Here is a 24,722-nt window from a genome sequence, read left to right as displayed (position 1 = left end):
CAATGAAAAAATATTTATATACAATAATGACTGCTACAATGTTATCATTAGGTAGTTGTAGTGGATTCTTGGATACAAAGCCTGATACATTATTAACCCAAGATCAGACTTTTGGTGACCCTACATTGGTTAAATCAGTATTGGCTAATTTTTATGGACGTGTCACAATAGGACAACGCATTGATGACTGGGATCAATGGACGATGCTGGATGAAGTAATTCATTTCGACACAAATAGTGACGAGAATATTGACAGAAACAAATGGCGTACGTATGATTATACCCTAGTACATGATCTTAATCAGTTCCTAGAAGGCATTAAACCTTCAGACGCCGTAGATGAGGCCACGAAAACAGCTTATATAGGTGAAGTACGTTATATCCGTGCATGGCTTTATTTCTGTATGGGACGTACTTTGGGTGGTGTACCTATAATAAATGATGAGATATTCAATTATACTCCAGGTATGGATATCACAACTCTACAGGTACCTCGTTCTACTGAAGCCGATTTATACGATTATGTTATTTCAGAATGTCAGGAAGCGGCTAAAATGTTAACAAAGGATACTAATAAAAACTCCGCACGCGCTAATTACTGGGTAGCGAAAATGCTGGAGGCACGTGCAGCTTTGACTGCAGCTTCATTAGCGACCTATAATACTACTGAAGCACATCCGCAATTGCGCACAAATGGCGGAGAAGTGGGGATACCTCCTTCCAAAGCTCAAGAATATTACAAAACAGCACTAGCAGCAGCAAAGGATGTCATAGAGAATGGACCTTACAAACTAATGTTAGCATCAGAACAGACTCACAAAGCATATGCAGACAATTTTTATAAAGCTGTATGTCAAAAAGATGGCAATACGGAAGTCATTTGGTGCCGTGATTATGTTTCTCCAGGACAAACGCATCAGTTTACAAAAGGAAACTTACCCAAAAGTATAGAGCAGGATACAGGAAGTGACCGTTTATCTGTTTTACTAAATCTAGTTGAGGCCTTCGAGCCGCTTGACGCTACGGAAGAGCAAAAAGGAACAAGTGTACCATTTGAAATTGGCACCCCTGAAAATCCGGAATTCTTTACCGAACCAACTGAGCTATTCATGGAGCGTGACCCTCGATTGATGGGCTCCATTATTGTGCCCGGAGCTACTTTTGACAGTAAGGTCATCGAATTACAAGCAGGACAGCTACGAAAAGAAAATGGTTCATGGTCTGAAGTCACTGGAGCCCGTAATTCTTATGACGAAGAAGGGAAGTTAATCACAGCAAATAATGGGCCTTTTGGTGGTAATGACCGCGAAATAAATCGTACTGGTTTCTATGTACGCAAATATCTGGATGCTACCCCTTCTGCAGGTACTATCGGACGTGGTTCTGAAATGTGGAATGTTTATTTCCGTATTGCAGAGGCTTATATGATTGCTGCTGAAGCTAGCTGGGAGCTATCACGAAATAATACTGATACAGAAGCACTGAAATATATTAATGCTGTGCGTAGTCGGGCTGGAATTCTTCCATTAAACACGATTGATCATAAAAAAATCATGCATGAATATCGGGTAGAATTTGCATTTGAAGGTAATCGCTGGTGGGACTTGAAGCGCTGGATGGAAGCGAGTAAAATATGGACTGGTGAACCAACAGCAAGAACTTCACAACGCCTAGGATTATGGCCATTTAAGGTGGTTGCTTCAGGTGATCCTAATGATGGGAAATGGGTATTCATTGAAAAAGATATGCAAAAATTGGATTTATGGCGTCGCCCGTTAAAATGTACAGACGCACAATATTATTCAGAAATTGATAATGGTTGGATTAATAATAATCCGAAGTTAGTGAAAAATCCTTATCAGTAACTTAAAAAGAAAAAATGAAGATGAAAACAATATCGAAAATATTTTCAATGGTCATCTTGTCGGCTTTCTCATTAATGAGCTGTACAAAAGATAATTATGATGAACCAACTTCTTTTATAAAAGGGCGTGTGGTTTATAAAGGAGAGGCTTTACAATTACGTGGCAATGAAGCCGTCAAACTGCAGTTATATCAGCGCGGCTATCAAAAGCATGACCCCGTAGAAGTTTTTGTAAACCAGAATGGAGAGTTCTCCATTTGTATTTTTGATGGGGAATATCAACTGATTACCAAGGCTGGTAATGGTCCTTGGAGCGATAAAGGTCGTGACACTATTGAAATAAAGCTGAATGGACTTGCTACACAAGATGTTGAAGTGACTCCTTATTATTTAGTAGAAGATGCTAAAATGACTCTAAATGGTAATAAGGTTAATGCTTCATTTAAAGTAAATAAAATAGCAGGTACTGGTATTGACCGTATGATCATGTTATTAAGTACCACACAATTTTTGAGTGATGCTGAACATAATGTAGATCGTTATGACGAAACAGAGGATCTTATACAATACGATGAAACTGGTAAAATATATACTTTTGCCACTAGAGACTATAGTAATAATAGTATGTTTCAAACAGCTTTAAAAAGGGGGACATTATTTGGACGTATTTGTCTATGGCCCCAAGGCTCTGATCAAGGAATATATTCGGAAGTATTCAGACTTAAATAGAATAAATTCTATATATGATAAATGAGAGGTTGTGTCAAAACGTTGGCACAACCTCATCTTATTAATATATCAATAAAGAATAAATGCAGCATACCATTCAGCATATATATAAGACACATGACAACGACGGGCTTCTCTATGCCTGGTTCTCATCCATGCATACACGCGTAGATATCATACTCAGTTGTCAGAAATCGGAGAAAGAATTAATGTCTGCAGTCAATCATATATACGACACGCTCTGCCAACTGGAAAGAACAGCCAATTATTATGATCCTTCAAGTGAACTGGCTTTAGTCAATCAGGCAGCTTCTACAACTCCCGTTGTGATAAGCCAGTCTCTCTTTTCGATGATCGCGCTGTGCATAGAATATCATAAAAAAACAATAGGATGTTTCGACATCACCATTCATTCGGAGAACTATAACCAAGATACAATACATTCAATACATCTATCACCTGAAGCATCAAGCATCTTCTTCCACCAAGCAGGTACTGCCATAAATCTATCAGGATTTCTTAAGGGCTATGCTTTGGACAGAATCAAGGAAATAGTAAATACTCATAGAATAGGAAATGCTTTGATAAGCATAGGAAACAGTTCTATACTCGCTTTGGGCAACCATCCTTCCGGTATGGGATGGAAAGTAGGCTTTAGAAATCAGACAAATAGTGTCCAAAGCGACAAAGACCAGTCTATACTCCTCAACAATGAATGCCTGACCACTTCCGGTAATGACTCATGTGAGCGTAAACACATTATTTCTCCTTGGAGTGGCCAGCCACTGGAAGGAGTCAGACAAGTAGCTGTAGTAACAAACGATGGAACAACAGGCGAAGTTCTTTCAACCAGTCTATTTGTGGCAAATCAAGAACAACGCAAAGTACTAACGGCCGAGTTTCTTCCCTCAATAATTATTGATTTGTAACCGTACCGGATGGCTTAGGCAACGGAGTATTCACAGGAAGAGGAATACCCAAATCCGGCATTCCGTTAGCATCCCATCCTATCTTCTGCAATCGTGGATTACGGGTTTCCGACTCTCCTGTATTCCCACTCGGGATGCTCCTCGCCTGATATAACACATACCATTCTGTTCCATCGGGCGAAGGTATAAACGAAAGACCAGCCGGTCCGTATACTCCATCTTCCGGCTTCTGCTGAAATACAGGAACAGGACTTTTCTTCCAAGAAGCAGGGTTCAACAAATCACTGTCCGCATCGGCAGTCAACATTCCGGTACAATAATAGGGAGACCAACAACCACTGGCTGAATAGTATACAATCACCGTTTGATTATCCTTGGAATGGAAATACTGAGGGCTTTCATTCACATAAATCGGATAAGCCGTCCGTCCGCCATCCGGATTAATCCATTGCCGTTCCCATTCATATTCCGGCTGCGAGATCATGACTCTTTTCGTAGCCAATGTCCAGGGATTTTCCATTCGGGCTATATAAATGCATTGTGTTTCACTGCCAATTCTGCGATTAGGCCAGCCTGACCACAGAAGATAAAGTTCCCCTTTATGCTCAAAAGTGGAAGGATGTATCCCCCAATTCCATTCCGGATTGGTCATGATCGCTCCTTTCATACGAAACTCCCCTTGCATTGGATCAGGAGAGTCATTTTCAATCACATAAATTTGGTGATTATCCGTATTCCCGTCATCAGCCGCAAAATAGATATACCATTTGCCATCGATATTTCGGATTTCAGGATTCCAGAGATGATAAGAGTTTGAAGGATCTTTGGGTACCCAAACTTCCTTACAGGTGGAGCGGGGCATGTCAGTAATGTCGGTAGTTACCCATAAGAATATTTGATCATTGGTCTCATGGGTATAATAATATTTTCCATCATGGTAAATCGCATTTGGATTAGGGCCTTCCGTAAACAATGGATTGACATAAGTATCTTTTTCAGCATCTTCTGTCTTCCCGGCATGTTTGGAATTACAAGAAATGTTCAACAGAACAGAGAAGGATAACAGGCATAAATAGATTCTCATAGTTACATTATTTTTAAGATGATACAAAGAAAAGACTTTTTTTCCATTAACCGTTAACAAAGCGAAAATAAAAATCGAATTTAGAATATCATTCTTCCGTCATGCCACAATCTGTTCAGATAATTGACACAAAAAGAGAAAAGATTCTCTGTAAATAAAAAACATTATATCATCAAAGACAAAAAGAATATTTTGAAGTCAGCGCTAGTATTTATTTAAAAAATATCAACCTATGCTGCGTTCATATCCAATCGTTTATTAATAAATTCTTTCATCGTTTATTATAAACGGTATCCAAGTTTATTATAAACATTCATATCTTTCCTACAGGAATAAATATCACTTTTTAGCAACAAAAAGGGCTGTAATCCCTATAAAGAATCACAGCCCTTAGCTTGTAGCAGACCAATCAGCAAGCATTACCCGAAGCAGAAATGCATGCCATCTGTTATTATATTATACTTAAATATACTAATTTTCCATCTATATTATCAATCTTATCGAATTTACAGTCTGTTGCTACTTACAAATATACAATATAAAAAACGGTTTGTCAAGTCCTGCCCCATCTTTCATTAACAGACCAGAATCAGACTTTAGGATCAGCATCCGAAGAAATCTCTGCTGATTCTCCTGAATTCAAAAGCTGGCTAATATATTCCTTAGGAAGAACACCATACTGTACCTTGAAACATTTGGCAAAATAGGAGGAGGAAGTAAATCCTACCTGTGCCGCAACCTCAGAAATACGTGTACCTCCCCGGATTAATTCAGCCGCCTTATTCATACGCAGAGCCTTCAGGTAATCATTGGGCGACATACCCGACAATGCCTTTATCTTTCGATAGAAATTAGAACGGCTCATGTTCATTTGCTCTGCAAGAGTATCAATGGAGAAGTTCTCGTCTGCCAGCTGGTCAGCAATGACTTCCTGTATCTTAGCAACAAATTCACAGTCTCTCTGAGACATCGCAAGCTCTGCTGAAGTCTGAGTCGCATTTCCGGATAAACTAGCCATCAACTTATGGAAAGACTGCCTCAACCGGAGCAGGTTCTCAATCTGCTTGTGCAGTTGCTTGATAGAGAATGGCTTCTCTATATACACATCGGCTCCACATTCAAGGCCTTCCACCTTAGACTCTAAGGTTGTTTTTGCCGTCAGCAGAATAACCGGAATATGTGAGTAATCTATTTCAGATTTTACTTTACTACAGAGTTCCAAACCGTTCATTTCCGGCATCATGACATCACTGACTATAACATCTACACTTTCTTGTTCAAGTATCTCAAGAGCTGCACGTCCATTCGAAGCTTTCAGCACACGGAACCAAGCCAGCAATGAATCGCGTGTCAGGTTCAATAGTTCGACATTGTCTTCCACCAACAATACAGTGAATTTCTTTCCCGAGAATTCCGAAGAAATATTCTCTGTCGTCCCCTCACTTTCAGAATGTACCTCAACGATGTCGGTAGTTTCTTCTACCGCCTCCTTGTTCAAAGGAAGAGATAACACAAACGAAGAGCCTTGCGGTTCGTTATCTTCAAGACGAAGGCTACCTTGATGAGCCTCTGCCAGAGATTTTGCAAAAGCCAATCCGATACCAGTACCTGTTGCCGTGGCTACCTTGTCATCCGGCATCTGATAGAAAGCTTCAAATATTTTCTCTTTCTGCGAGTCAGGTACTCCACGACCATCATCACTCACATATATTTCATACCCCGCATCATTTGCCACAAGTTTCAAATCAATGCGTGCACGGGCATATTTGATAGCATTACTTATCAGGTTCACCAAGATCTTACTCAGCTTTTCCCGATCAACCATCGATACCAATTCCTGATCGGGTACCGTCAACACCAATTCAATACCTTTCAACTCCGCAGGACTAGTGAACTGGCTATATATATCATTCACAAGCTCCTTTATATCACAGCTCACCAAATTCAATTGCAAAGCTCCGTTTTCCATCTTCTGAAAGTCGAGCAGCTGATTCGTAATGCCTAAAAGGTAATTCACATTCTTATCTATCACAGACAGATATTTCGCTTCTTTTCCTTCATGCTCTATCTCTTGCAGCTTTTCAAGAGGCAAACGTATCAGACTGAGAGGGGTACGTATCTCATGTACCAAATTAATAAAGAAGCCGATCTTTGATTTATAAACTTCCTGTTCTTTAGCAATCTGGTATTTCTCCATCCGACGTTTGTATTTGTGCTTGACACGGAGATTCCAACGCCAGGCAATCCAGGCAATCCACCCCATCAGCAGGAGGATATAAATAAAATAAGCGAAAGAACTACGCCACCAAGGGGGAGTAATCACTACCTTCAGAGTAGTGGTTTTCTCGTTCCACTGATGATCATTATTAGAACCGCGCACTTCAAACTCGTATTCTCCGGGAGGCAGATTGGTGTAAGAAGCGGAGTTGTTCTCGGAATTGGTAATCCATTCCTTATCGACCCCTTTCAATATATAAGAATATCTGTTTCTTGCCGGGTCTTCATAACTGAGTGCTACAAAACGAATCGTGAAACTATTATTTTCATAAGACAAGGTTATCTTGTCAGCCATATAAACCGGTTTTCCCAGTTGAAGCAGTTTCTTCACTTCCTGTTCATCATTCAGATAAGACAGACGGATATCAGTCACGTATACCGGAGGAATGTAGGCATTATCGACAAAACGCTCCGGCTGGAAAACATTAAAACCATTAATTCCGCCAAAATACAATTTGCCTTCGGAGGATCTTAAAGAAGACCGTGCCATAAATTGATTTCCCTGCAAGCCATCATTAATCGTGAACTGCCGGAAATGAGCTTTAGATATTGGATTAATCTTGAAAATCCCCGCATTACTGGATATCCAGAAGTCCCCCGTCTGATCTTGTTCAATGGAGTAGATCACTTTGTTGGGAAGTGAAGAATCAAATTCGATGAATGCTTCTGTTTTAGGGTCGAAGGAACATAATCCTCCCCCATTCGTGCCAAACCACATCACCCCTTTATTGTCCTCAAACACGGTGATAACCGAGTTACTGGTAATGGTAGTCGAATCTTCCCGTTCATGCTGGAAATGTTTCCAATGTCCGCTGAGGGTATTATAGGAGAACACACCGCTATTGGTAGTTGCTATCCACAGATTGTTGTACATATCCTCATATATATCGCCAACGGAGATCATAGAACCGATACTGGTGATAGTCATAAAATTGTCGGCATCCGGATTATACCGGCATAAGCCCCAGCTTGTTCCGACGAAGATTTCACCTTTCCGATCCTTATACATGCACAACACATCATTACTACAAATCGTATTGGGGATTCCCCGAGAATGTGTATATTCTTTTATCGAACCGGTACGCAGATTAAGAACACGTATTCCCTCGGCATAAGTACCAATCCAGAGACAATCACCGTCTAGCATCAAAGAACGAATATCGTATTTCTGCCCCTTTACGCCTCCGATAGGATGCTCCGTAAGTTCCCGTGTAACGGCATTGAAGAAATATAAACCACTCTGGGTACCAATCCAGATGTTTCCGTCCTTATTTTCACAGAATGGTCCGACCACCTCTCCCGCTCCCGGTATCCCCGACAGATAAGCGGGGGAATAGTAATCAAAACGTTTGGTCTGTTTAGACATGTAGTTGATACCGCCCAAGTTCGTCAATACCCATAGAGCACCTTCCGCATCCCACATCATACCGTTGATGGTCTGGTCACTTAAACTTCTCGGATCAGCCGGATTATCTGCACGAAGAAAAGTTTTCAACTCACGATTGAATAGATAGAGTCCGTTATCGGTTCCTACCAGCAATTCATTCTCTGTATATTTGAGCAGGCTGCGAACCGCACCGAAATTCAACGAAGGAGCCATATAATTCTCAATGATTCCGGTTTCATGATTCAACCTCCCTAGCAAATTGTTACCTGCTCCCAACCATACTTCTCCCTCGATATCCAACACGCAATTGATCTTGTAACTATCCGGAGAATTCACATCTGATGAAACTCTATACGATTGCAGAAATTTACCGTTTTCATCGAAACAAAGTAGCCCTTCCTGAAGTGAAGAAGCATATACTTTCTTCTTATCATAACTTTGGCAAACATCCCAGACAAAAGAAGTCTGAATGCTATTCTGAGTCAACACCTCAGTCTCGGGATCATAAATAAAAAGCCCCTGTCCTAACGTGGCAATCCAAAGAAGCCCGTTCTCTGTCTTTATAATCTTCTTGATCTCACTACTGACGTATACACCGTACTGAGTAGTCTTATCGAAATAAGAGAAACGGTCCGTTGCCCGATCATAAATATACAGTCCGGAGTTAGTTCCGACCCATATATTCTGATCTTCCTCAATCAACGCTTCAACGAAGTTGTTCTCCAATGAGAATTTATCGTTCAAGACATTCCGATAAACTTTGTTGCCCCGACCGTCATAGCGGTTCAGACCGTCACTGGTGCCCAGCCAGATAAATCCATAACTATCCTGTATAGCACACCATACCGTATTATGTGACAAGCCATCTTCCACCTGATATTTCTTAAAGGAGAAATAGGGAGATGCAGACAATGGTTCGAGCCAAAAGGCCAGTAAAAGTATCAGTATTTTTGTTAACTTCATACTAAGTGTGTCTTATATTTAGATTAACGATTCAACCAAGGTTCCGGATTCAATTTTTCTTTCTCTCTGCGCAACTGGAAATGCAATACCGTTCGTCCGTTATCTGCGCCATCAGAAAATATCTGTCCGATAGCCTGCTTTGTACTCACTGTATCACCGGACTTCACCGAAGCAGAAGAAAGATTACAGTAAACGGAAATATAATTACCATGCCGGATCAGAACATTAAATAGTCCGTTCAACTGGAACACAGCTGCTACCTTACCATCAAAGATGGCACGAGCCTGTGCCCCCGGCTTTCCTTGAATATCAATTCCTTTGTTGTCCAGCTTCACATTACGAAGTCCTTCAACAGCGTACTGTCCATAACGGCTGGTTATGATGTAAGGTCCGGATATGGGCATCGGAAGTTTTCCACGGTTAGCAACAAAGCTACCGGACAGCTCACGATCCGCCTTACTCATCGTAAAAGCATCCAATGGTTCCGACTTCGGTCTGGCAACTGTTCCGGTTCCGGAGGAAGTTTTGTCCTTAGCATCCGCCTTCTTACGGGCTGCCGCTTCTCGGCGAGCCTCTTCCTGAGCACGTTTGCGGGCGCGTTCTATTTCTTCTGCGATCAATCGGTCGATACGGGCATTCAGTTGATTTGCTTCCCGTCTCTTCTTATTCACCTCACTCTGCAGCCCTTTCTGTTTCTTTTGCAGATTGGCCACCAGCGTACGCTTCTCTTTCTCCTGAGCCTCGAGTTTCGCCTTTTCGTTCTCACGTTCTTTCAGCAATCCCTCCTTGGCAGCTTTCACTTGCTCACGTTCCGCTTTTTTCTTCCGTATCTGCTCCTGTTTTTTTAAGATTTCCTCTCCCTGCAAACGCTGATAGGTAGCATATTCGCGCACATAACGTAAACGACGGTAGGTTTGCCCCAAATTCTTGGCAGAGAAAATAAACATCAGCTTTTCTTCAATTGATTTATTCTTATAGAGATACTGAACAGAAGCTTCGTACTTCTTCTTTTTCTCTTTCAGATCCTTTTCAAGACTATTCAACTGACGGTTCAGGGATACTAATTCACGTTCGATACTCTCCACATCATTATTGATGGCAAGTATATAACGTTTCCGCTCCTCAATCTGTCCCGTCAATGCCGCCAGACCATTCAACTGACTGCCTACATCCTTCTTTGTATTCTGCAAAATCGACTCTGTCTCGGCGATCTGCTTCTGCAGCGCACCGCGCTTACTCTCCAACTCACGAATCAACTTATTCGATTGGGCAGAAAGCGGAATTGCCAGCCAAAGGCTGCTTATCAGAATTACAAAGAGGCGTTTTTTCATAATAAAGTCATCAACATTTTCATTAGCTCTTCCAAAGAAACCTGACGGTATCTGGAAGTCAGTTCGGTCGGAGTGATCGACACTTCTTTGGTCGAAAACTCATATAATTGTACTTTTGCTTTCTCCAATTTGGGGATTCCCAAATCTTTTCCGGATAGTTCCGTCTTTCCACCGGGACGGGAAGCATCCGTCAGCAGTTTCTCCAACTGAGAAAATTCTACGTTCTTCGACAATATTTCTTTCAGCTCACTCTTGGTTGCACGTACAAACCGCTTATTCATCCGGTCGACAAACAACAGTTCGGAGGGAGTAACCTCAATGCGCGCCACTTCCGTACGGATAATGGGCATCAACAAGGAGATCTGTACCCGTTCATGACTTTTCATCTTCATGGTACCGCCAACTGACATACTTCCGTTCTTACTTGGAATTGTCAGCTGGAGTTTGGAAGCCAGATAACTGGGTGCCGTCACTTCCGGCACCGTTGTCATCAGATGCTTTGAGCTTTTACAACCTGCCAATACGACTGCAATCAACAAAAAATAAGCGATTCTTCTCATTCTGCAATGTATTTTTTCTTTTCTATTTTCTGTTTCAATGTTTTCGACTCACTGCCCATCTCCAGTGCTTTCTTCCAATAGGAAAGCGCGCCATCCACATCTCCAGTCATATAATAGATATCCCCGCAATGTTCTACGATCACATCACTCTTTTCATCATCACTTTTCATGGCATTATCTATGTAAATACGAGCTTCCGCATAATTTCCCTTTTCAAAAAGAATCCATGCATATGTATCCAGATAAGTAGCATTATTCGGTTCTGCCTTTACAGTCTTGTAACTCATTTCTTCCGCTTTATCCAGATCACGGCGCTCTACTGACAAGTAATAAGCATAGTTGTTCAACGCACCAATGTTGGAAGGATTGTAGACCAGTGCTGAGTCATAAGCAGCATAAGCCTCCTTCATCTGTTTCTGAGTATGATACATATCACCCAAAATAGAATAGAAGTCTGAGACGACCTCCTTCTTGCTGTCAGCTGTCGTATGTTCCAATGCTCTCTTACAAATACTGACCACACTATCCGGCTGTTCTGCCTGATTATAGGCAATGGCCAGATAATAATAAAATTCCAGCGCATCCGGAGTCGCTTCAATACCCGGCTCGCAAACCTTAATGATCTGCTTGTAATCCTCTTTTCTTACGGCAGTTCCAACCAACATCATACGAGCAGCTTTATTAGTAGGGTCTAAGTCAACCACTTGTTCCAAAACAGGAACTGACTCTGCCTCCATATTCTTCGACAACAGATATTGCGCATAAAGCATCGGGATTTGTGGATCATCCTGCTCCTGCTTCATGATCCGGTCAAACAGAGCTATGATTTGCGTACTGTCTTTATCAGCCTGTTCATTTTCCACAATCATCTGGCGCATGACGCTCACTTTAGTATCAGGTGTTACCTTCTTATTCAGCAATAAAGTATCCAGTTGCTGCTGATAAAGCCCCTCCTGCCCCGTCTGTTTGTAGTAAGAAGCCATCGAAAAGATAGCCATCGGATTATCCGGTTCTGCAGCCAGCACCTTCTGATAAACGTCATAAGCTTCCTGCTTCTTACCATTCTGAAGATATACGTCACCCAATATTACCTGATAACGCATGTCCATCGGATATTCCTGTACCAGACTTTCTATTTCCTGAAAAGCTTTCTTGTCATCCTTCATCTGAAGGTAGATCCGGAACTTCTCCATAGACAACTGTTCATTCTTGCCCATGTGCTTTTCAAGACGGTTCAATGTAGATATGACTTCATCATACTTCTCTTGTCTCCCATACAAGTCCAGAAGATTGAAAAGCGGGTCCTGTTTTCCCGGAAAACGCACTGCCATCTGTTCCAGCAGAGTGATAGCTTTATCCAATTCATTCTGCTGCTGATACAGCGATGCCAGTCCCTGACTATACCAATAGTTATCCGGAGCACTTGCCACCGCTTTTTCCAGCGCCTCCTGTCCTTGCGGCACCTGGCGGAGGAACATATAATACTGTGAAACCTCATAAAGTGCAGAAGCCGCATTCGGGTGAATATCCAGACAATGCTGCAACAATCCGAAAGCAGACGCATAATCTTTCTTCTCTTTCAAGCGCATGGCTTCCAGAAAGAAATAGTCATATTTCCGCTGCTGTTCGGGCGTTAGTGAAGACTGCGCCAAAACGACAGCTGGCTTTTCTTTTGCATTTTTCACCGTTCCGCACGAAACCAATGTCCATACAGCAACCAAAAGCCATATAATATTTTTCTTATTCATTTTCTCTTTTTATGGTACTTATCCTCGTCGGTACTTATCCTCGTCCTGTATGCCCGAAGCCCCCTGCTCCGCGCTCTGTCTCATCCAGCACTTCCACTTCCTGCCATACCGCTTGCTCATGCTTTGCAATCACCATCTGGGCAATACGCTCTCCATCCTCGATCACAAAAGATTCGGAAGAAAGGTTGATCAGAATGATACAGATTTCTCCGCGATAATCCGCATCAATTGTTCCCGGAGAATTGAGCACGGTAATGCCTTTTTTGATAGCCAGCCCGCTACGGGGACGAATCTGGGCTTCAAATCCTTGTGGAAGAGCAATATAGATTCCAGTCGGCACCAGGCAACGCTGCAATGGCGCCAATGTGATAGGTTCAGAAAGATTAGCACGGATATCCATTCCTGCAGATAATTCAGTGGCATAAGCCGGAAGCGAATGCTTCGATTTATTGATTACTTGAACGTTCATAAATGCATGTTTACTATTTAACGGGCGAAAATACACATTTTGAACTGAAAATTAGTTAAGTTTGCAGTTAAATAATGTGGTAACAACCAATTTGCAAACTGTAACCTGTGAAATAGTAAATAAAATGATGAACTGGAATCAACTAATATCAGCCAAACGCTTCGGGATGGAAGAATTCCACGAAGAACGGCAAGAGAACCGTTCAGAGTTCCAACGGGACTATGACCGGCTCATATTTTCCGCACCGTTCCGCCGTCTGCAGAACAAAACACAAGTATTCCCGCTACCCGGTAGTATTTTCGTACACAACCGGCTAACACACAGCCTTGAAGTGTCCTGCGTAGGGCGGTCTTTAGGCAATGATGTAGCAAAAGCTATTTTAGAGCGTCAACCGGAACTTGAAAGTTCTTTCTTGCCGGAAATCGGCTCCATTGTATCGGCTGCTTGTCTGGCACACGACCTAGGCAATCCGCCTTTCGGACATTCCGGCGAACGGGCTATCTCGACTTTCTTTTCTGAGGGAAAAGGGCAAAGACTACAAGAAAAGCAACCGGACGGAGAGCAACTTTCTCCGATGGAATGGGAAGATTTGACACATTTTGAAGGAAATGCGAACGCTTTCCGCATACTGACCCATCAGTTTGAAGGACGTCGCAGAGGAGGGTTTGTATTAACATATACAACACTTGCTTCCATCGTAAAATACCCCTTTTCATCGAGCCTTGCCGGCAAAAAATCTAAATTCGGCTTCTTTGTCAGCGAGGAAGAGAGCTATCGCAAAATCGCGACAAACTTGGGCCTTATCCAGCTTAGTGAACATCCGTTAAAGTACGCCCGACACCCGCTAGTATATCTGGTGGAAGCCGCAGACGACATCTGTTATCAAATGATGGACATCGAAGACGCCCACAAGTTAAAGATCCTCACGACAGATGAAACAAAGGAACTTTTGATGTCTTTTTTCTCCGAGGACCGGCGGTCACGCCTTCGAAGCACCTTCCAAATTGTCAACGACACCAATGAACAGATCGCCTATCTGCGTTCTTCCGTTATCGGATTATTAGTCCGTGAGTGTACCCGTGTCTTTCTGGAACACGAGCAAGAGATACTGGCTGGCACTTTCGAAGGGCCACTTATCAAACATATCTCCGAAGACCCGGCAGCCGCCTATAACCATTGTGCGGAAATATCCCTGAAAAGGATATACCGTTCGCAGGACGTCCTGGACATTGAACTGGCCGGCTTCCGCATAATCAGCACCTTACTGGAACTAATGGTAGACGCTGTCACCCTACCCGGAAAAGAGAAAGCCTACTCCGAACTTTTAACCAACCGCGTTTCCGACCAATATAACATAAAATCGCCCGTACTCTACGAAAGAATACAGGCGGTACTTGATTATATATCTGGAATGACCGATGTCTTTGCGCTCGATCTTTACCGGAAAATTAATGGCAACAGCCTTCCTGCGGTGTAACAACCTTAGGAGTAAACACTCCTTCGCTCTCACAAGGCATCTTCAGCGCATCCGGATGACTCTCTATAAACGTCTGGATGTGTCTGATTCGCTTATCTTCAAGGATTTCATCCACAGCAATCAGAATACCAGTCTCTTCCACATCACCAAATTCATAGTTGATAGCTGTCCCGAACATACGCATAGTAGGACTTAAGCTCATATAGGCATTCACCAACGGTGGTATATTATACCCCAGTTTGCGTATCTCCGTATTCAATATCTTATAATCTTCTTTAAAGGTATCCTTGCAGAACAAAGCTTTCAATTCCTCATCAGAAGTTTCCAAAATCAACGGTTTCATCGGTGTAACCAGCTTTTCCCGATCATAAAAATGCTTTTTAAGGAAATACAGAATCATATCGCGTCCACGGCGATGATAACTGGGATACATGGTCACCTTACCAAAGAAATACTTCACATTCGGCATTACGACCGTCAGTGCCCCCAATCCATCCCACAGATTATCCAAAGCGAATAAGCCCTTACTGCCGGCACGTGTAGACTGATATTCCAACGTTACAAAAGAACGCCCCAGTTCAATTGTCTGAGGCAGATATTCCTTAATAAACGCATTCGAGAAATGGAACATGTGAGAAGTAGCCAGAATAGGCGCACCTGCTTCATCAAAGCGCACATCCGTTCCAAGCAAATACCGGTAACCACCTAATATTTCTTCCGCTTCCGGATTCCATACGATCAACTGCTTATATGGGTGTTCCATGGTATCATATTCGTCGATATCCATCGACATGCCTGTTCCTCCACCCGCAGCACGAAAGGCAATTTCCCTCAAACGACCAATTTCACGCATCACATTAGGAGCATTCTGATGGGTAATAATATAAATCTGATTATTACTTTTATTGGTCATTCGCAAGCGCCTATCTTCTGTCAACTCTGCTTTCAGCAGTTCTTTGCTTACCGGTTTAATAATCTCTTCCATATTCTTGTTATAGTGTTCTATCAGTTACAGTTTATATACAATGTCCTTCACATACTCCGCCCACTGAGCAGGAGTCTTCGACTTATCGAAAGTCTGCCAGGGAATCGGTTTACCAAAAGTGACAGTAAAGGTTTTGTGACGGTTCTTAAACATCTCATCCGCCAGATACAGCATAGCGATATTGAATTTAATACCCAATGCCTTACAAACATTCGCCAGATTGTAGAAGAAATCAGAGTTTCTGCCGCCAAAATGCACGGGAACTACGTCTCGCTTCGCCTGTATGCTTTTTATAATGAATGTTTTCTTCCATTCCAGATCCCGGATCACTCCGTTCTGACGCCGCGAGCAAAGCCCCGCAGGAAACATGATCATCTGGTCGTCAGACTGAAATCCGGCTTCCACCATCTTAGGAAAGTCTTTTGCCTGCTTTCCCGTCTTATTAATAGGAACACAAAGAGGAGCCAAACCACGCAAATTCATCAGCAGGTCATTCACCAGATACTTTACTTTCCCATTATAATGGCGTCCCAGCACATAGCCGAGTGCTACTCCATCCTGCCCTCCCAGCGGATGATTGGACACAAAGGTATACAAACCGTCTACAGGCAGGTTCTCAAGACCTTTCACCTCCACCTTCGCATCAAGGAACTCCATGCATGCCTCAAGGAAATCCACTCCCAGTTTATCTTTCGATTCATTCAGGAACACATTAATCTCGTCCTGATGAACAATTTTCTTCAAATAAGAAACCACAAACTTAGGGATGTACTTATATTGCTTCGGAGCTTTCGTCCGAAGTATCTTATCGACATCGATTAAAAATAAAGAGTCATCAGTCATTCTTTTCAAATAAAAATGATGCCACAAAATTAACGGTTCTTTTTTATTAATCGCAATAATTTGGCAGAAAATGCAGGATTTAAGTTCTCAACCTGAAAAAAGGACACCCAAAAACTATCAAATATAACCTAAAAACTATCCGCTGATAGTTTTTCCCCTAAATTTTGTCGGTTCATCCCCTATTCCATTCTCAAAAATGCCGTAAACTTGCATCACCGAAAAAAACAAACGAATATTCACTTTTTAAAAGCAACGTATATGAAAAGTTTAAGCTTCAGAAAAGATTTAGTAGGAGTACAGGAAGAACTGCTCCGTTTCGCATACAAACTGACAACCGACCGCGAAGAAGCAAACGATTTGTTGCAGGAGACATCACTCAAAGCATTAGATAACGAGGACAAATATATGCCCGACACAAATTTTAAAGGATGGATGTATACCATTATGCGCAATATCTTCATCAACAATTACCGTAAAGTAGTTCGCGACCAGACATTCATTGATCAGACAGATAATCTTTATCATCTGAATTTACCGCAGGATGCCGGTTTTGAAAGTACGGAAAGAACGTACGACCTGAAAGAGATGCACCGGGTAGTCAATGCACTCCCTAAAGAATACAGAGTTCCGTTCGCTATGCACGTTTCCGGCTTCAAATACCGCGAAATTGCCGAAAAGCTGAACCTCCCGCTAGGCACCGTGAAAAGCCGTATCTTCTTCACCCGCCAGAAACTGCAGGAAGAACTGAAAGATTTTCGCTAAACCTTTAACTATATTATTTATCAATTCCAAATTAGATATTTTAGTGCAGATTTTTAATTGTATTAGTTTAAGGCAGAAGAGTTACAATCTCTTCTGCCTTTTTTTGCTAATCTATTCTGCATGCCCCCTCCCTTACGAAAGAAAAAAACTCCCGCTCAATAAAAAAAGACTCTTCCTCAATACAAACAAAAAAGCATAGCATCTTTCCTGTTTTCCCCACTAATAAAGCATTTCCCAAACCACATCTTTTTCAAGTAAATAAGCATTTAACAATCGGTTGAAAACTTCTCTAAAAGATTTTTATGGAAAATTGTGGGGAATTGTGGGGAATTTCCTACTTTTACGGTCTCTTTATTATAATAAGGTAAATGATACGTTTTTTAGGCAATATTGAAGTCAGGGCGGACGCAAAAGGAAGAGTGTTCATCCCAGCCACCTTCAGGAAGCAATTGCAAGCTGCCTCCGAAGAGAGACTCATTATGCGTAAAGACGTATTTCAAGACTGCCTGACACTGTACCCCGAGAGCGTGTGGAACGAGGAGTTAAACGAACTCCGGAGCAGGCTGAACAAATGGAATAGTAAACACCAGCTCATTTTCAGACAGTTTGTGAGTGACGTCGAAATAGTTACGCCCGACAGCAACGGACGCATACTAATCCCGAAACGTTACTTACAGATTTGTAATATCCATGGAGATATACGATTTATCGGCATCGACAACAAGATAGAGATATGGGCAAAAGAACGGGCAGAACAACCGTTTATGTCTCCCGAAGAGTTTGGTGCAGCATTAGAAGAGATTATGAACGATGAAAATAGACAAGATGGAGAAAGATGATTTGACATACCACGTACCAGTATTGCTAAAGGAAAGCGTTGACGGAATGAATATTCGTCCGGACGGAACGTATGTAGACGTTACCTTCGGAGGAGCGGGACATTCGCGCGAGATTCTTTCACGCCTTGGAGAAGGCGGACGTCTGCTGGGATTCGACCAGGATGAGGATGCCGAACGGAATATCGTCAATGATACCCACTTCACCTTTGTACGCAGTAATTTTCGTTATTTGCAGAATTTCCTGCGTTATCATGGCATTGAGCAGGTAGACGCTATTCTGGCTGACCTTGGCGTATCCTCCCACCATTTCGACGACAGCGAACGCGGCTTCTCCTTCCGTTTCGACGGAGCACTGGATATGCGCATGAACAAACGTGCAGGAATCACGGCAGCCGACATCATCAACACATACGAAGAAGAACGGCTCGCAAACCTTTTCTACCTGTACGGCGAACTGAAGAACAGCCGTAAACTGGCATCTGTCATTGTAAAAGCCAGAAACGGACAGTCTATCCGGACAATCGGTGAATTTTTGGAAATCATCAAGCCGCTTTTCGGACGCGAACGGGAGAAAAAAGAATTGGCGAAAGTATTTCAAGCACTTCGCATTGAAGTAAATCAGGAGATGGAAGCACTGAAAGAAATGCTGTCAGCTGCTACCGAAGCGCTCAAACCGGGCGGACGCCTTGTGGTTATCACTTATCATTCACTGGAAGACCGGATGGTGAAGAATATAATGAAAACAGGCAACGTGGAAGGCAAAGCGGAAACCGACTTTTTCGGGAATCTGCAAACCCCGTTCCGGTTAGTCAACAATAAGGTGATTGTTCCCGGCGAAGCGGAGATAGAAAGAAACCCACGGTCGAGAAGTGCCAAATTACGAATAGCAGAGAAAAAATAGTCTCAGATATGGAAGAAGAAGTAGTAGACAAAAAGACAGAAGAGGGCAAGAAGAAAAAACGCACCTCATTGAAAAGTATTCTGGGAGGAGATATCCTCGCCACAGACTTTTTCCGTCGGCAGACGAAGCTGTTGGTACTGATTATGGTATTCGTTATCTTCTATATCCACAACCGTTATGCCAGCCAGCAACAACAGATTGAAATAGACCGGCTGAAAAAAGAATTAATTGACATTAAATACGATGCGCTGACCCGTAGTTCGGAGCTGATGGAGAAAAGCCGTCAGTCACGTATCGAGGAATATATATCAAACAAGGAAAGTGATTTGCAGACTTCCACCAATCCGCCTTATCTTATTAAATAAGGTATGAGTTGGGAGTTTTAAAAGAGAATAAGCACTGTGGCAGTAAATAAGAAAAATATAATGACCCGTTACTTCTTTGTCATTCTGATAATGGCATTGATAGGAGTAGCAATTGTCGTTAAGGCAGGCGTGACCATGTTTGCCGAACGGCAGTACTGGCAGGATGTAGCCGATCGTTTCGTAAAAGAAAACGTAACGGTGAAGCCTAACCGTGGAAACATTATTTCTTCTGACGGTAAACTAATGGCCAGTTCACTGCCTGAATACAGAATCTACATGGACTTTATGTCCGGTGAAAAGGACGAAAAAAGAAGAAAGAAGGATCAGGCACGCCGGGATTCCATCCTCAAAGCAAATATGGATTCGATCTGTATCGGACTCCACAAGATATTCCCTGATAAGAGTGCGGCACAATTCAAGGCGCACCTTCAGAAAGGACGACAGGCAAAAAGCCGTAACTACCTGATTTATCCGAAGCGTATCTCCTATATACAATATAAAGAGGTGAAACGTCTGCCTGTTTTCTGTCTGAACCGTTATAAAGGAGGATTCAAGGAACTGGCATACAATCAGCGCAAGAAACCTTTCGGCTCATTGGCAGCCCGCACCTTGGGAGATGTATATGCTGATACAGCTCAAGGAGCCAAGAACGGTATAGAACTTGCATTCGATACGATTCTGAAAGGACGTGACGGGCTGACTCACCGCCAGAAAGTAATGAACAAATACCTGAATATTGTCGATGTCGCCCCTATCGACGGCTGCGATCTGATCACTACTATCGATGTAGGCATGCAGGATATTTGCGAAAAAGCATTGGTAGACAAACTGAAAGAGCTGAATGCTACCGTAGGTGTAGTCGTATTGATGGAAGTAACAACCGGAGAGGTAAAAGCCATCGTTAATATGACCCAAGGCAGAGACGGCGAATATTACGAGGTACGCAATAATGCAATCAGTGATATGCTTGAGCCGGGATCCACTTTCAAGACGGCATCTATCATGGTAGCTCTGGAGGACGGAAAAATCACTCCGGACTATATCGTAGACACCGGCAACGGACAAAAGCCGATGCACGGTCGTGTCATGAAAGACCACAACTGGCATCGCGGAGGATATGGCAAACTGACTGTTACCGAGATTCTGGGAGTATCATCCAATGTAGGAACTTCCAGCATCATTGAAAACTTTTATGGAAGTAACCCGCAGAAATTTGTAGACGGACTGAAACGGATGAGCATTGACCAACCTCTCCACCTGCAAATATCAGGAGAAGGAAAGCCGAACATTCGCGGTCCGAAAGAACGCTATTTTTCGAAAACGACATTGCCGTGGATGAGTATCGGTTATGAAACTCAGGTTCCGCCGATCAATATTCTGACATTCTACAATGCGATTGCCAACAACGGAGTATCCATTCGTCCGAAGTTTGTAAGAGCCGCTGTCAGAGACGGAGAAGTGGTAAAGGAATACCCGACCGAGGTTATCAATCCGAAAATCTGTTCGGACAAAACGTTGGCACAGATACGGGAAATCCTACGGAAAGTAGTAGGCGAAGGACTCGCCAAACCCGCGGGAAGCAAGCAGTTCCATGTTTCCGGTAAAACCGGAACCGCACAGATTTCGCAGGGAGCAGCGGGATATAAGACGGGAAGAACCAATTATCTCGTCAGTTTCTGCGGATACTTCCCGTCGGAAAAGCCTAAATACAGTATGATTGTCTCTATCCAGAAACCCGGTCTGCCTGCTTCGGGAGGTTTGATGGCGGGTAGCGTATTCAGTAAGATTGCAGAAAGAGTCTATGCAAAAGACCTGCGCTTACCGCTCACCAGCGCCATTGATACAAATACGGTTGTCATCCCGAACGTCAAGGCGGGAGAAATGAGGGAAACGCAACGGGTACTGGAAGAACTGAATATAAAGATACAGGGAAAAATCACCGACTCGGGGAAAGAAGTATGGGGAAGCACTCATCCCGCTCCTCAAGCTGTGGTTCTTGAGAGCCGGGGTATCATGCAGAACTTCGTACCGAGCGTCGTAGGTATGGGAGCAAAAGATGCTGTTTATCTATTGGAAAGTAAAGGATTGAAAGTCAATCTGGTGGGAGTCGGGAAAGTAAAAAGCCAGTCGATAGCCAACGGCAGTGTCGTTAAGAAGGGGCAAACGATTACGCTTACGATGCATTAAGAATTAAATTAAGTAGGACAGATATGTTATTAAACGAGTTACTGAAAGCAATCCAGCCGGTGCAAGTGACCGGAGATTCAAAGATAGAAATCACCGGAGTCAACATTGACTCCCGTCTGGTGGAAGCCGGCCAACTATTTATGGCGATGCGTGGCACGCAGACCGATGGCCATGCCTATATTCCCGCCGCCATTCAGAAAGGAGCCACTGCCATCCTTTGTGAAGACCTTCCGGAGGAGCCCGTAGCAGGAATCACCTATATTCAGGTGAAAGACAGCGAAGATGCAGTAGGAAAGATTGCTACGACATTCTATGGAAATCCGACAGAACAATTCGAACTGGTCGGTGTCACGGGAACAAATGGTAAAACAACCATTGCCACCTTATTATATAATACATTCCGCTACTTCGGTTATAAAGTGGGGTTAATCTCTACTGTCTGCAACTATATCGACGACCAGCCGATTCCGACAGAGCATACAACCCCCGACCCTATCACGCTAAACCGTTTATTGGGTCAAATGGCAGATGAAGGATGCAAGTACGTCTTTATGGAAGTCAGCTCTCATTCCATCGCTCAGAAACGTATCAGCGGATTAAAGTTTGCAGGAGGGATTTTCACAAACCTGACCCGCGACCATCTTGATTATCATAAAACCGTAGAGAACTATCTCAAGGCAAAGAAAAAGTTCTTCGACGATATGCCTAAAAACGCTTTCAGTCTCACCAACCTTGACGACAAGAATGGACTGGTGATGACACAGAACACACGTTCCAAGGTTTACACCTATTCGTTAAGAAGCCTCAGCGACTTCAAAGGACGGGTCATTGAGTCCCATTTTGAAGGGATGCTGCTCGATTTCAACAAACATGAACTAGCCGTTCAGTTTATCGGCAAGTTCAATGCCTCCAACCTGCTGGCAGTGTTCGGAGCAGCCGTATTATTAGGCAAAAAAGAGGAAGAGGTACTCATAGCACTTAGTACACTCCATCCGGTAGCCGGACGTTTCGATGCCATCCGTTCTCCGAAAGGAGTGACAGCAATCGTTGACTATGCACATACGCCGGATGCACTGATTAACGTATTGAATGCCATTCACGGAGTACTCGAAGGCAAAGGTAAAGTGATCACCGTAGTAGGTGCCGGCGGCAACCGTGATAAGGGAAAACGCCCTATCATGGCGAAAGAAGCAGCGAAAGCCAGCGACCGGGTAATTATAACATCGGATAATCCCCGCTTTGAAGAGCCACAAGACATCATCAACGATATGCTTGCCGGACTGGATGCGGAAGATATGAGAAAAACGCTTAGTATCGCCGACCGCAAAGAAGCAATCCGTACAGCTTGCATGCTTGCAGAGAAAGGAGATGTAATCCTCGTAGCCGGAAAGGGGCACGAAAATTACCAGGAGATCAGAGGAGTGAAACATCACTTCGATGACAAAGAAGTTTTGAAAGAAATATTTAATTGACAACCTATAATAATTTGCAACGGACAGCTCCTTATCAGGCGTGGGGCATCAATAAGAGACTGTAAATTGCAGACACTAAATTGTAAAGAGAAAAGAGATGTTATATTATCTGTTTGAATGGCTGCATAAGCTCAATTTTCCCGGAGCGGGAATGTTCGGTTACACCTCATTCCGTGCTTTGATGGCTGTTATCCTCGCATTGCTTATATCAAGCATCTGGGGAGATAAATTCATCAATCTGCTGAAAAAGAAGCAAATCACGGAAACACAGCGTGATGCCAAGACCGATCCGTTTGGCGTCAACAAAGTGGGTGTGCCAAGTATGGGAGGGGTTATCATTATCGTAGCCATCCTCATACCATGCCTGCTATTGGGAAAGCTGGACAATATATATATGATATTGATGCTGATAACCACCGTATGGCTGGGATCACTCGGTTTTGCCGACGATTACATCAAAATATTCAAGAAAGACAAGGAAGGTTTGCACGGCAAATTCAAGATCATTGGTCAGGTCGGTCTGGGACTGATTGTAGGACTGACTCTGTATCTAAGCCCGGATGTAGTCATCCGCGAGAACATCGAAGTTCATACGCCGGGACAGGAAATGGAAGTGATCCACGGAACGAATGATTTAAAATCAACCCAAACCACTATCCCTTTCTTCAAAAGCAATAACTTAGATTATGCCGATCTGGTCGGTTTTATGGGCGAACATGCACAGACAGCCGGATGGATACTGTTCGTGATTATCACGATTTTCGTTGTAACTGCCGTATCGAATGGTGCTAACCTCAACGACGGAATGGACGGCATGGCAGCCGGAAACTCCGCCATCATCGGTGCCACACTGGGAGTACTTGCCTATGTATCGTCGCACATCGAGTTTGCCAGTTACTTGAATATCATGTACATTCCGGGATCGGAAGAACTGGTAATTTACATTTGCGCATTTATCGGTGCGTTGATCGGTTTCTTATGGTACAATGCCTATCCGGCACAAGTATTCATGGGAGACACAGGTAGTCTGACCATCGGTGGTATTATTGCCGTTTTTGCTATTATCATCCACAAAGAACTGCTGATACCGATTCTCTGTGGCGTGTTCCTGGTAGAGAACCTGTCGGTCATACTGCAACGCTTCTACTATAAGATAGGAAAACGGAAAGGAGTGAAACAGCGGCTGTTCAAACGGACTCCGATACACGATCATTTCCGTACTTCCATGAGTCTGGTAGAACCGGGATGTACCGTAAAATTCACGAAACCCGACCAGCTGTTCCACGAATCAAAGATTACCGTCCGTTTCTGGATTGTAACCATTGTATTGGCAGCGATAACGATTATTACATTAAAAATAAGATGAAAATTATCTGGCACGGATGACACGGATAACACGGTTTTAGTAAACCAATAGCTGTGTAAGACCGTGAAATCCGTGTAATCCGTGCCTAATTAAAATTTATTATATAAGAGAGTATTAACCCGATTATTAACTTTAAAAAGATGTGCGCAGCCGATGAGCGAAAAAGAAGGGATGAAAAGGAAGA

Annotated in this window: 19 protein-coding genes; 11 read left to right on the top strand and 8 right to left on the bottom strand. The window is 43.1% G+C overall.

From position 1 onward, the window contains the following. The first annotated feature begins 2 nt into the window (after positions 1-2). The 3 genes from BLW31_RS14965 to BLW31_RS14955 all read left to right on the top strand — a co-directional run bounded on the left by BLW31_RS14965 (position 3) and on the right by BLW31_RS14955 (position 3,522). Complete coding sequence (locus BLW31_RS14965) at positions 3-1,865, top strand: RagB/SusD family nutrient uptake outer membrane protein (RefSeq protein ID WP_022301412.1); 1,863 nt, start codon at positions 3-5, stop codon at positions 1,863-1,865. Positions 1,866-1,885: 20 nt separating this feature from the next. Continuing rightward, positions 1,886-2,593: a DUF3823 domain-containing protein gene (locus BLW31_RS14960; protein ID WP_022301413.1), complete on the top strand. Its 708-nt coding sequence runs from the start codon at positions 1,886-1,888 to the stop codon at positions 2,591-2,593. An 83-nt stretch (positions 2,594-2,676) separates the two neighbouring features. Beyond that, entirely contained in the window at positions 2,677-3,522 is an 846-nt protein-coding gene (locus tag BLW31_RS14955) for an FAD:protein FMN transferase (RefSeq protein WP_010536200.1), read from the top strand. Here BLW31_RS14955 and BLW31_RS14950 read toward each other — a convergent pair. The 6 genes from BLW31_RS14950 to dut all read right to left on the bottom strand — a co-directional run bounded on the left by BLW31_RS14950 (position 3,509) and on the right by dut (position 13,341). Then, positions 3,509-4,606 carry a glycoside hydrolase family 43 protein gene (locus BLW31_RS14950; RefSeq protein WP_010536199.1) on the bottom strand — a complete coding sequence of 366 codons (1,098 nt, stop codon included), beginning with the start codon at positions 4,604-4,606 and terminating at the stop codon, positions 3,509-3,511. The two genes, BLW31_RS14955 and BLW31_RS14950, sit on opposite strands and share 14 nt — an antisense overlap. A 589-nt stretch (positions 4,607-5,195) precedes the next feature. Beyond that, on the bottom strand, positions 5,196-9,233 hold the full coding sequence (locus BLW31_RS14940; RefSeq protein WP_010536198.1) for a hybrid sensor histidine kinase/response regulator transcription factor: 4,038 nt from the start codon (positions 9,231-9,233) through the stop codon (positions 5,196-5,198). A 23-nt stretch (positions 9,234-9,256) separates the two neighbouring features. Beyond that, on the bottom strand, positions 9,257-10,564 hold the full coding sequence (locus tag BLW31_RS14935) for a murein hydrolase activator EnvC family protein (protein ID WP_010536197.1): 1,308 nt from the start codon (positions 10,562-10,564) through the stop codon (positions 9,257-9,259). Beyond that, positions 10,561-11,124, bottom strand: coding sequence for a lipoprotein insertase outer membrane protein LolB1 (gene lolB1, locus BLW31_RS14930; protein ID WP_010536196.1), 564 nt, complete (start codon positions 11,122-11,124; stop codon positions 10,561-10,563). The genes BLW31_RS14935 and lolB1 overlap by 4 nt, the downstream gene beginning before the upstream one ends. Further along, complete coding sequence (locus tag BLW31_RS14925) at positions 11,121-12,872, bottom strand: tetratricopeptide repeat protein (protein ID WP_010536195.1); 1,752 nt, start codon at positions 12,870-12,872, stop codon at positions 11,121-11,123. The genes lolB1 and BLW31_RS14925 overlap by 4 nt, the downstream gene beginning before the upstream one ends. A gap of 34 nt (positions 12,873-12,906) precedes the next feature. Beyond that, positions 12,907-13,341: a dUTP diphosphatase gene (gene dut, locus BLW31_RS14920; protein ID WP_010536194.1), complete on the bottom strand. Its 435-nt coding sequence runs from the start codon at positions 13,339-13,341 to the stop codon at positions 12,907-12,909. Positions 13,342-13,465: 124 nt separating this feature from the next. Between dut and BLW31_RS14915 the strand changes: the two genes are divergently transcribed. Beyond that, positions 13,466-14,818 (top strand): deoxyguanosinetriphosphate triphosphohydrolase, encoded by a 1,353-nt coding sequence (locus BLW31_RS14915; RefSeq protein ID WP_010536193.1) that lies wholly within the window; start codon positions 13,466-13,468, stop codon positions 14,816-14,818. Here the strand turns inward: BLW31_RS14915 and glsB are convergent. Further along, entirely contained in the window at positions 14,790-15,803 is a 1,014-nt protein-coding gene (glsB, locus tag BLW31_RS14910; RefSeq protein ID WP_010536192.1) for a glycine N(alpha)-acyltransferase GlsB, read from the bottom strand. The genes BLW31_RS14915 and glsB overlap by 29 nt on opposite strands. A gap of 24 nt (positions 15,804-15,827) precedes the next feature. After that, a complete protein-coding gene (gene glsA / locus BLW31_RS14905; RefSeq protein WP_010536191.1) occupies positions 15,828-16,646 on the bottom strand; it encodes a lyso-glycine lipid O-acyltransferase GlsA in 819 nt (272 codons plus the stop codon). Between the two features lie 258 nt (positions 16,647-16,904). On the opposite strand from glsA, the gene BLW31_RS14900 reads away from it, so the two are divergent. From BLW31_RS14900 to BLW31_RS14870, 7 genes are all read left to right on the top strand, one after another. Further along, a complete protein-coding gene (locus BLW31_RS14900; protein WP_010536190.1) occupies positions 16,905-17,408 on the top strand; it encodes an RNA polymerase sigma factor in 504 nt (167 codons plus the stop codon). A gap of 368 nt (positions 17,409-17,776) precedes the next feature. Further along, positions 17,777-18,247: a division/cell wall cluster transcriptional repressor MraZ gene (gene mraZ / locus BLW31_RS14895; protein ID WP_010536189.1), complete on the top strand. Its 471-nt coding sequence runs from the start codon at positions 17,777-17,779 to the stop codon at positions 18,245-18,247. Further along, on the top strand, positions 18,234-19,148 hold the full coding sequence (gene rsmH, locus BLW31_RS14890; RefSeq protein ID WP_010536188.1) for a 16S rRNA (cytosine(1402)-N(4))-methyltransferase RsmH: 915 nt from the start codon (positions 18,234-18,236) through the stop codon (positions 19,146-19,148). Before mraZ ends, rsmH begins: the two co-directional genes overlap by 14 nt. A gap of 8 nt (positions 19,149-19,156) precedes the next feature. Further along, positions 19,157-19,513 carry an FtsL-like putative cell division protein gene (locus tag BLW31_RS14885; protein WP_010536187.1) on the top strand — a complete coding sequence of 119 codons (357 nt, stop codon included), beginning with the start codon at positions 19,157-19,159 and terminating at the stop codon, positions 19,511-19,513. A 60-nt stretch (positions 19,514-19,573) separates the two neighbouring features. After that, the gene (locus BLW31_RS14880) at positions 19,574-21,700 is read left to right on the top strand and encodes a PASTA domain-containing penicillin-binding protein (protein ID WP_010536186.1); all 2,127 of its coding nucleotides are present in this window, start codon (positions 19,574-19,576) and stop codon (positions 21,698-21,700) included. A gap of 23 nt (positions 21,701-21,723) precedes the next feature. Next, the gene (locus BLW31_RS14875; protein ID WP_010536185.1) at positions 21,724-23,172 is read left to right on the top strand and encodes a UDP-N-acetylmuramoyl-L-alanyl-D-glutamate--2,6-diaminopimelate ligase; all 1,449 of its coding nucleotides are present in this window, start codon (positions 21,724-21,726) and stop codon (positions 23,170-23,172) included. A gap of 97 nt (positions 23,173-23,269) precedes the next feature. Continuing rightward, a complete protein-coding gene (locus BLW31_RS14870) occupies positions 23,270-24,538 on the top strand; it encodes a phospho-N-acetylmuramoyl-pentapeptide-transferase (protein WP_010536184.1) in 1,269 nt (422 codons plus the stop codon). Positions 24,539-24,722 lie beyond the last annotated feature (184 nt).

It is taken from the genome of Bacteroides faecis MAJ27 (assembly GCF_900106755.1).
Taxonomy (GTDB): Bacteria; Bacteroidota; Bacteroidia; order Bacteroidales; family Bacteroidaceae; genus Bacteroides; species Bacteroides faecis.
Note: the sequence above shows the minus strand (reverse complement) of the source record. Positions and strands in the feature narration are given on the sequence as shown.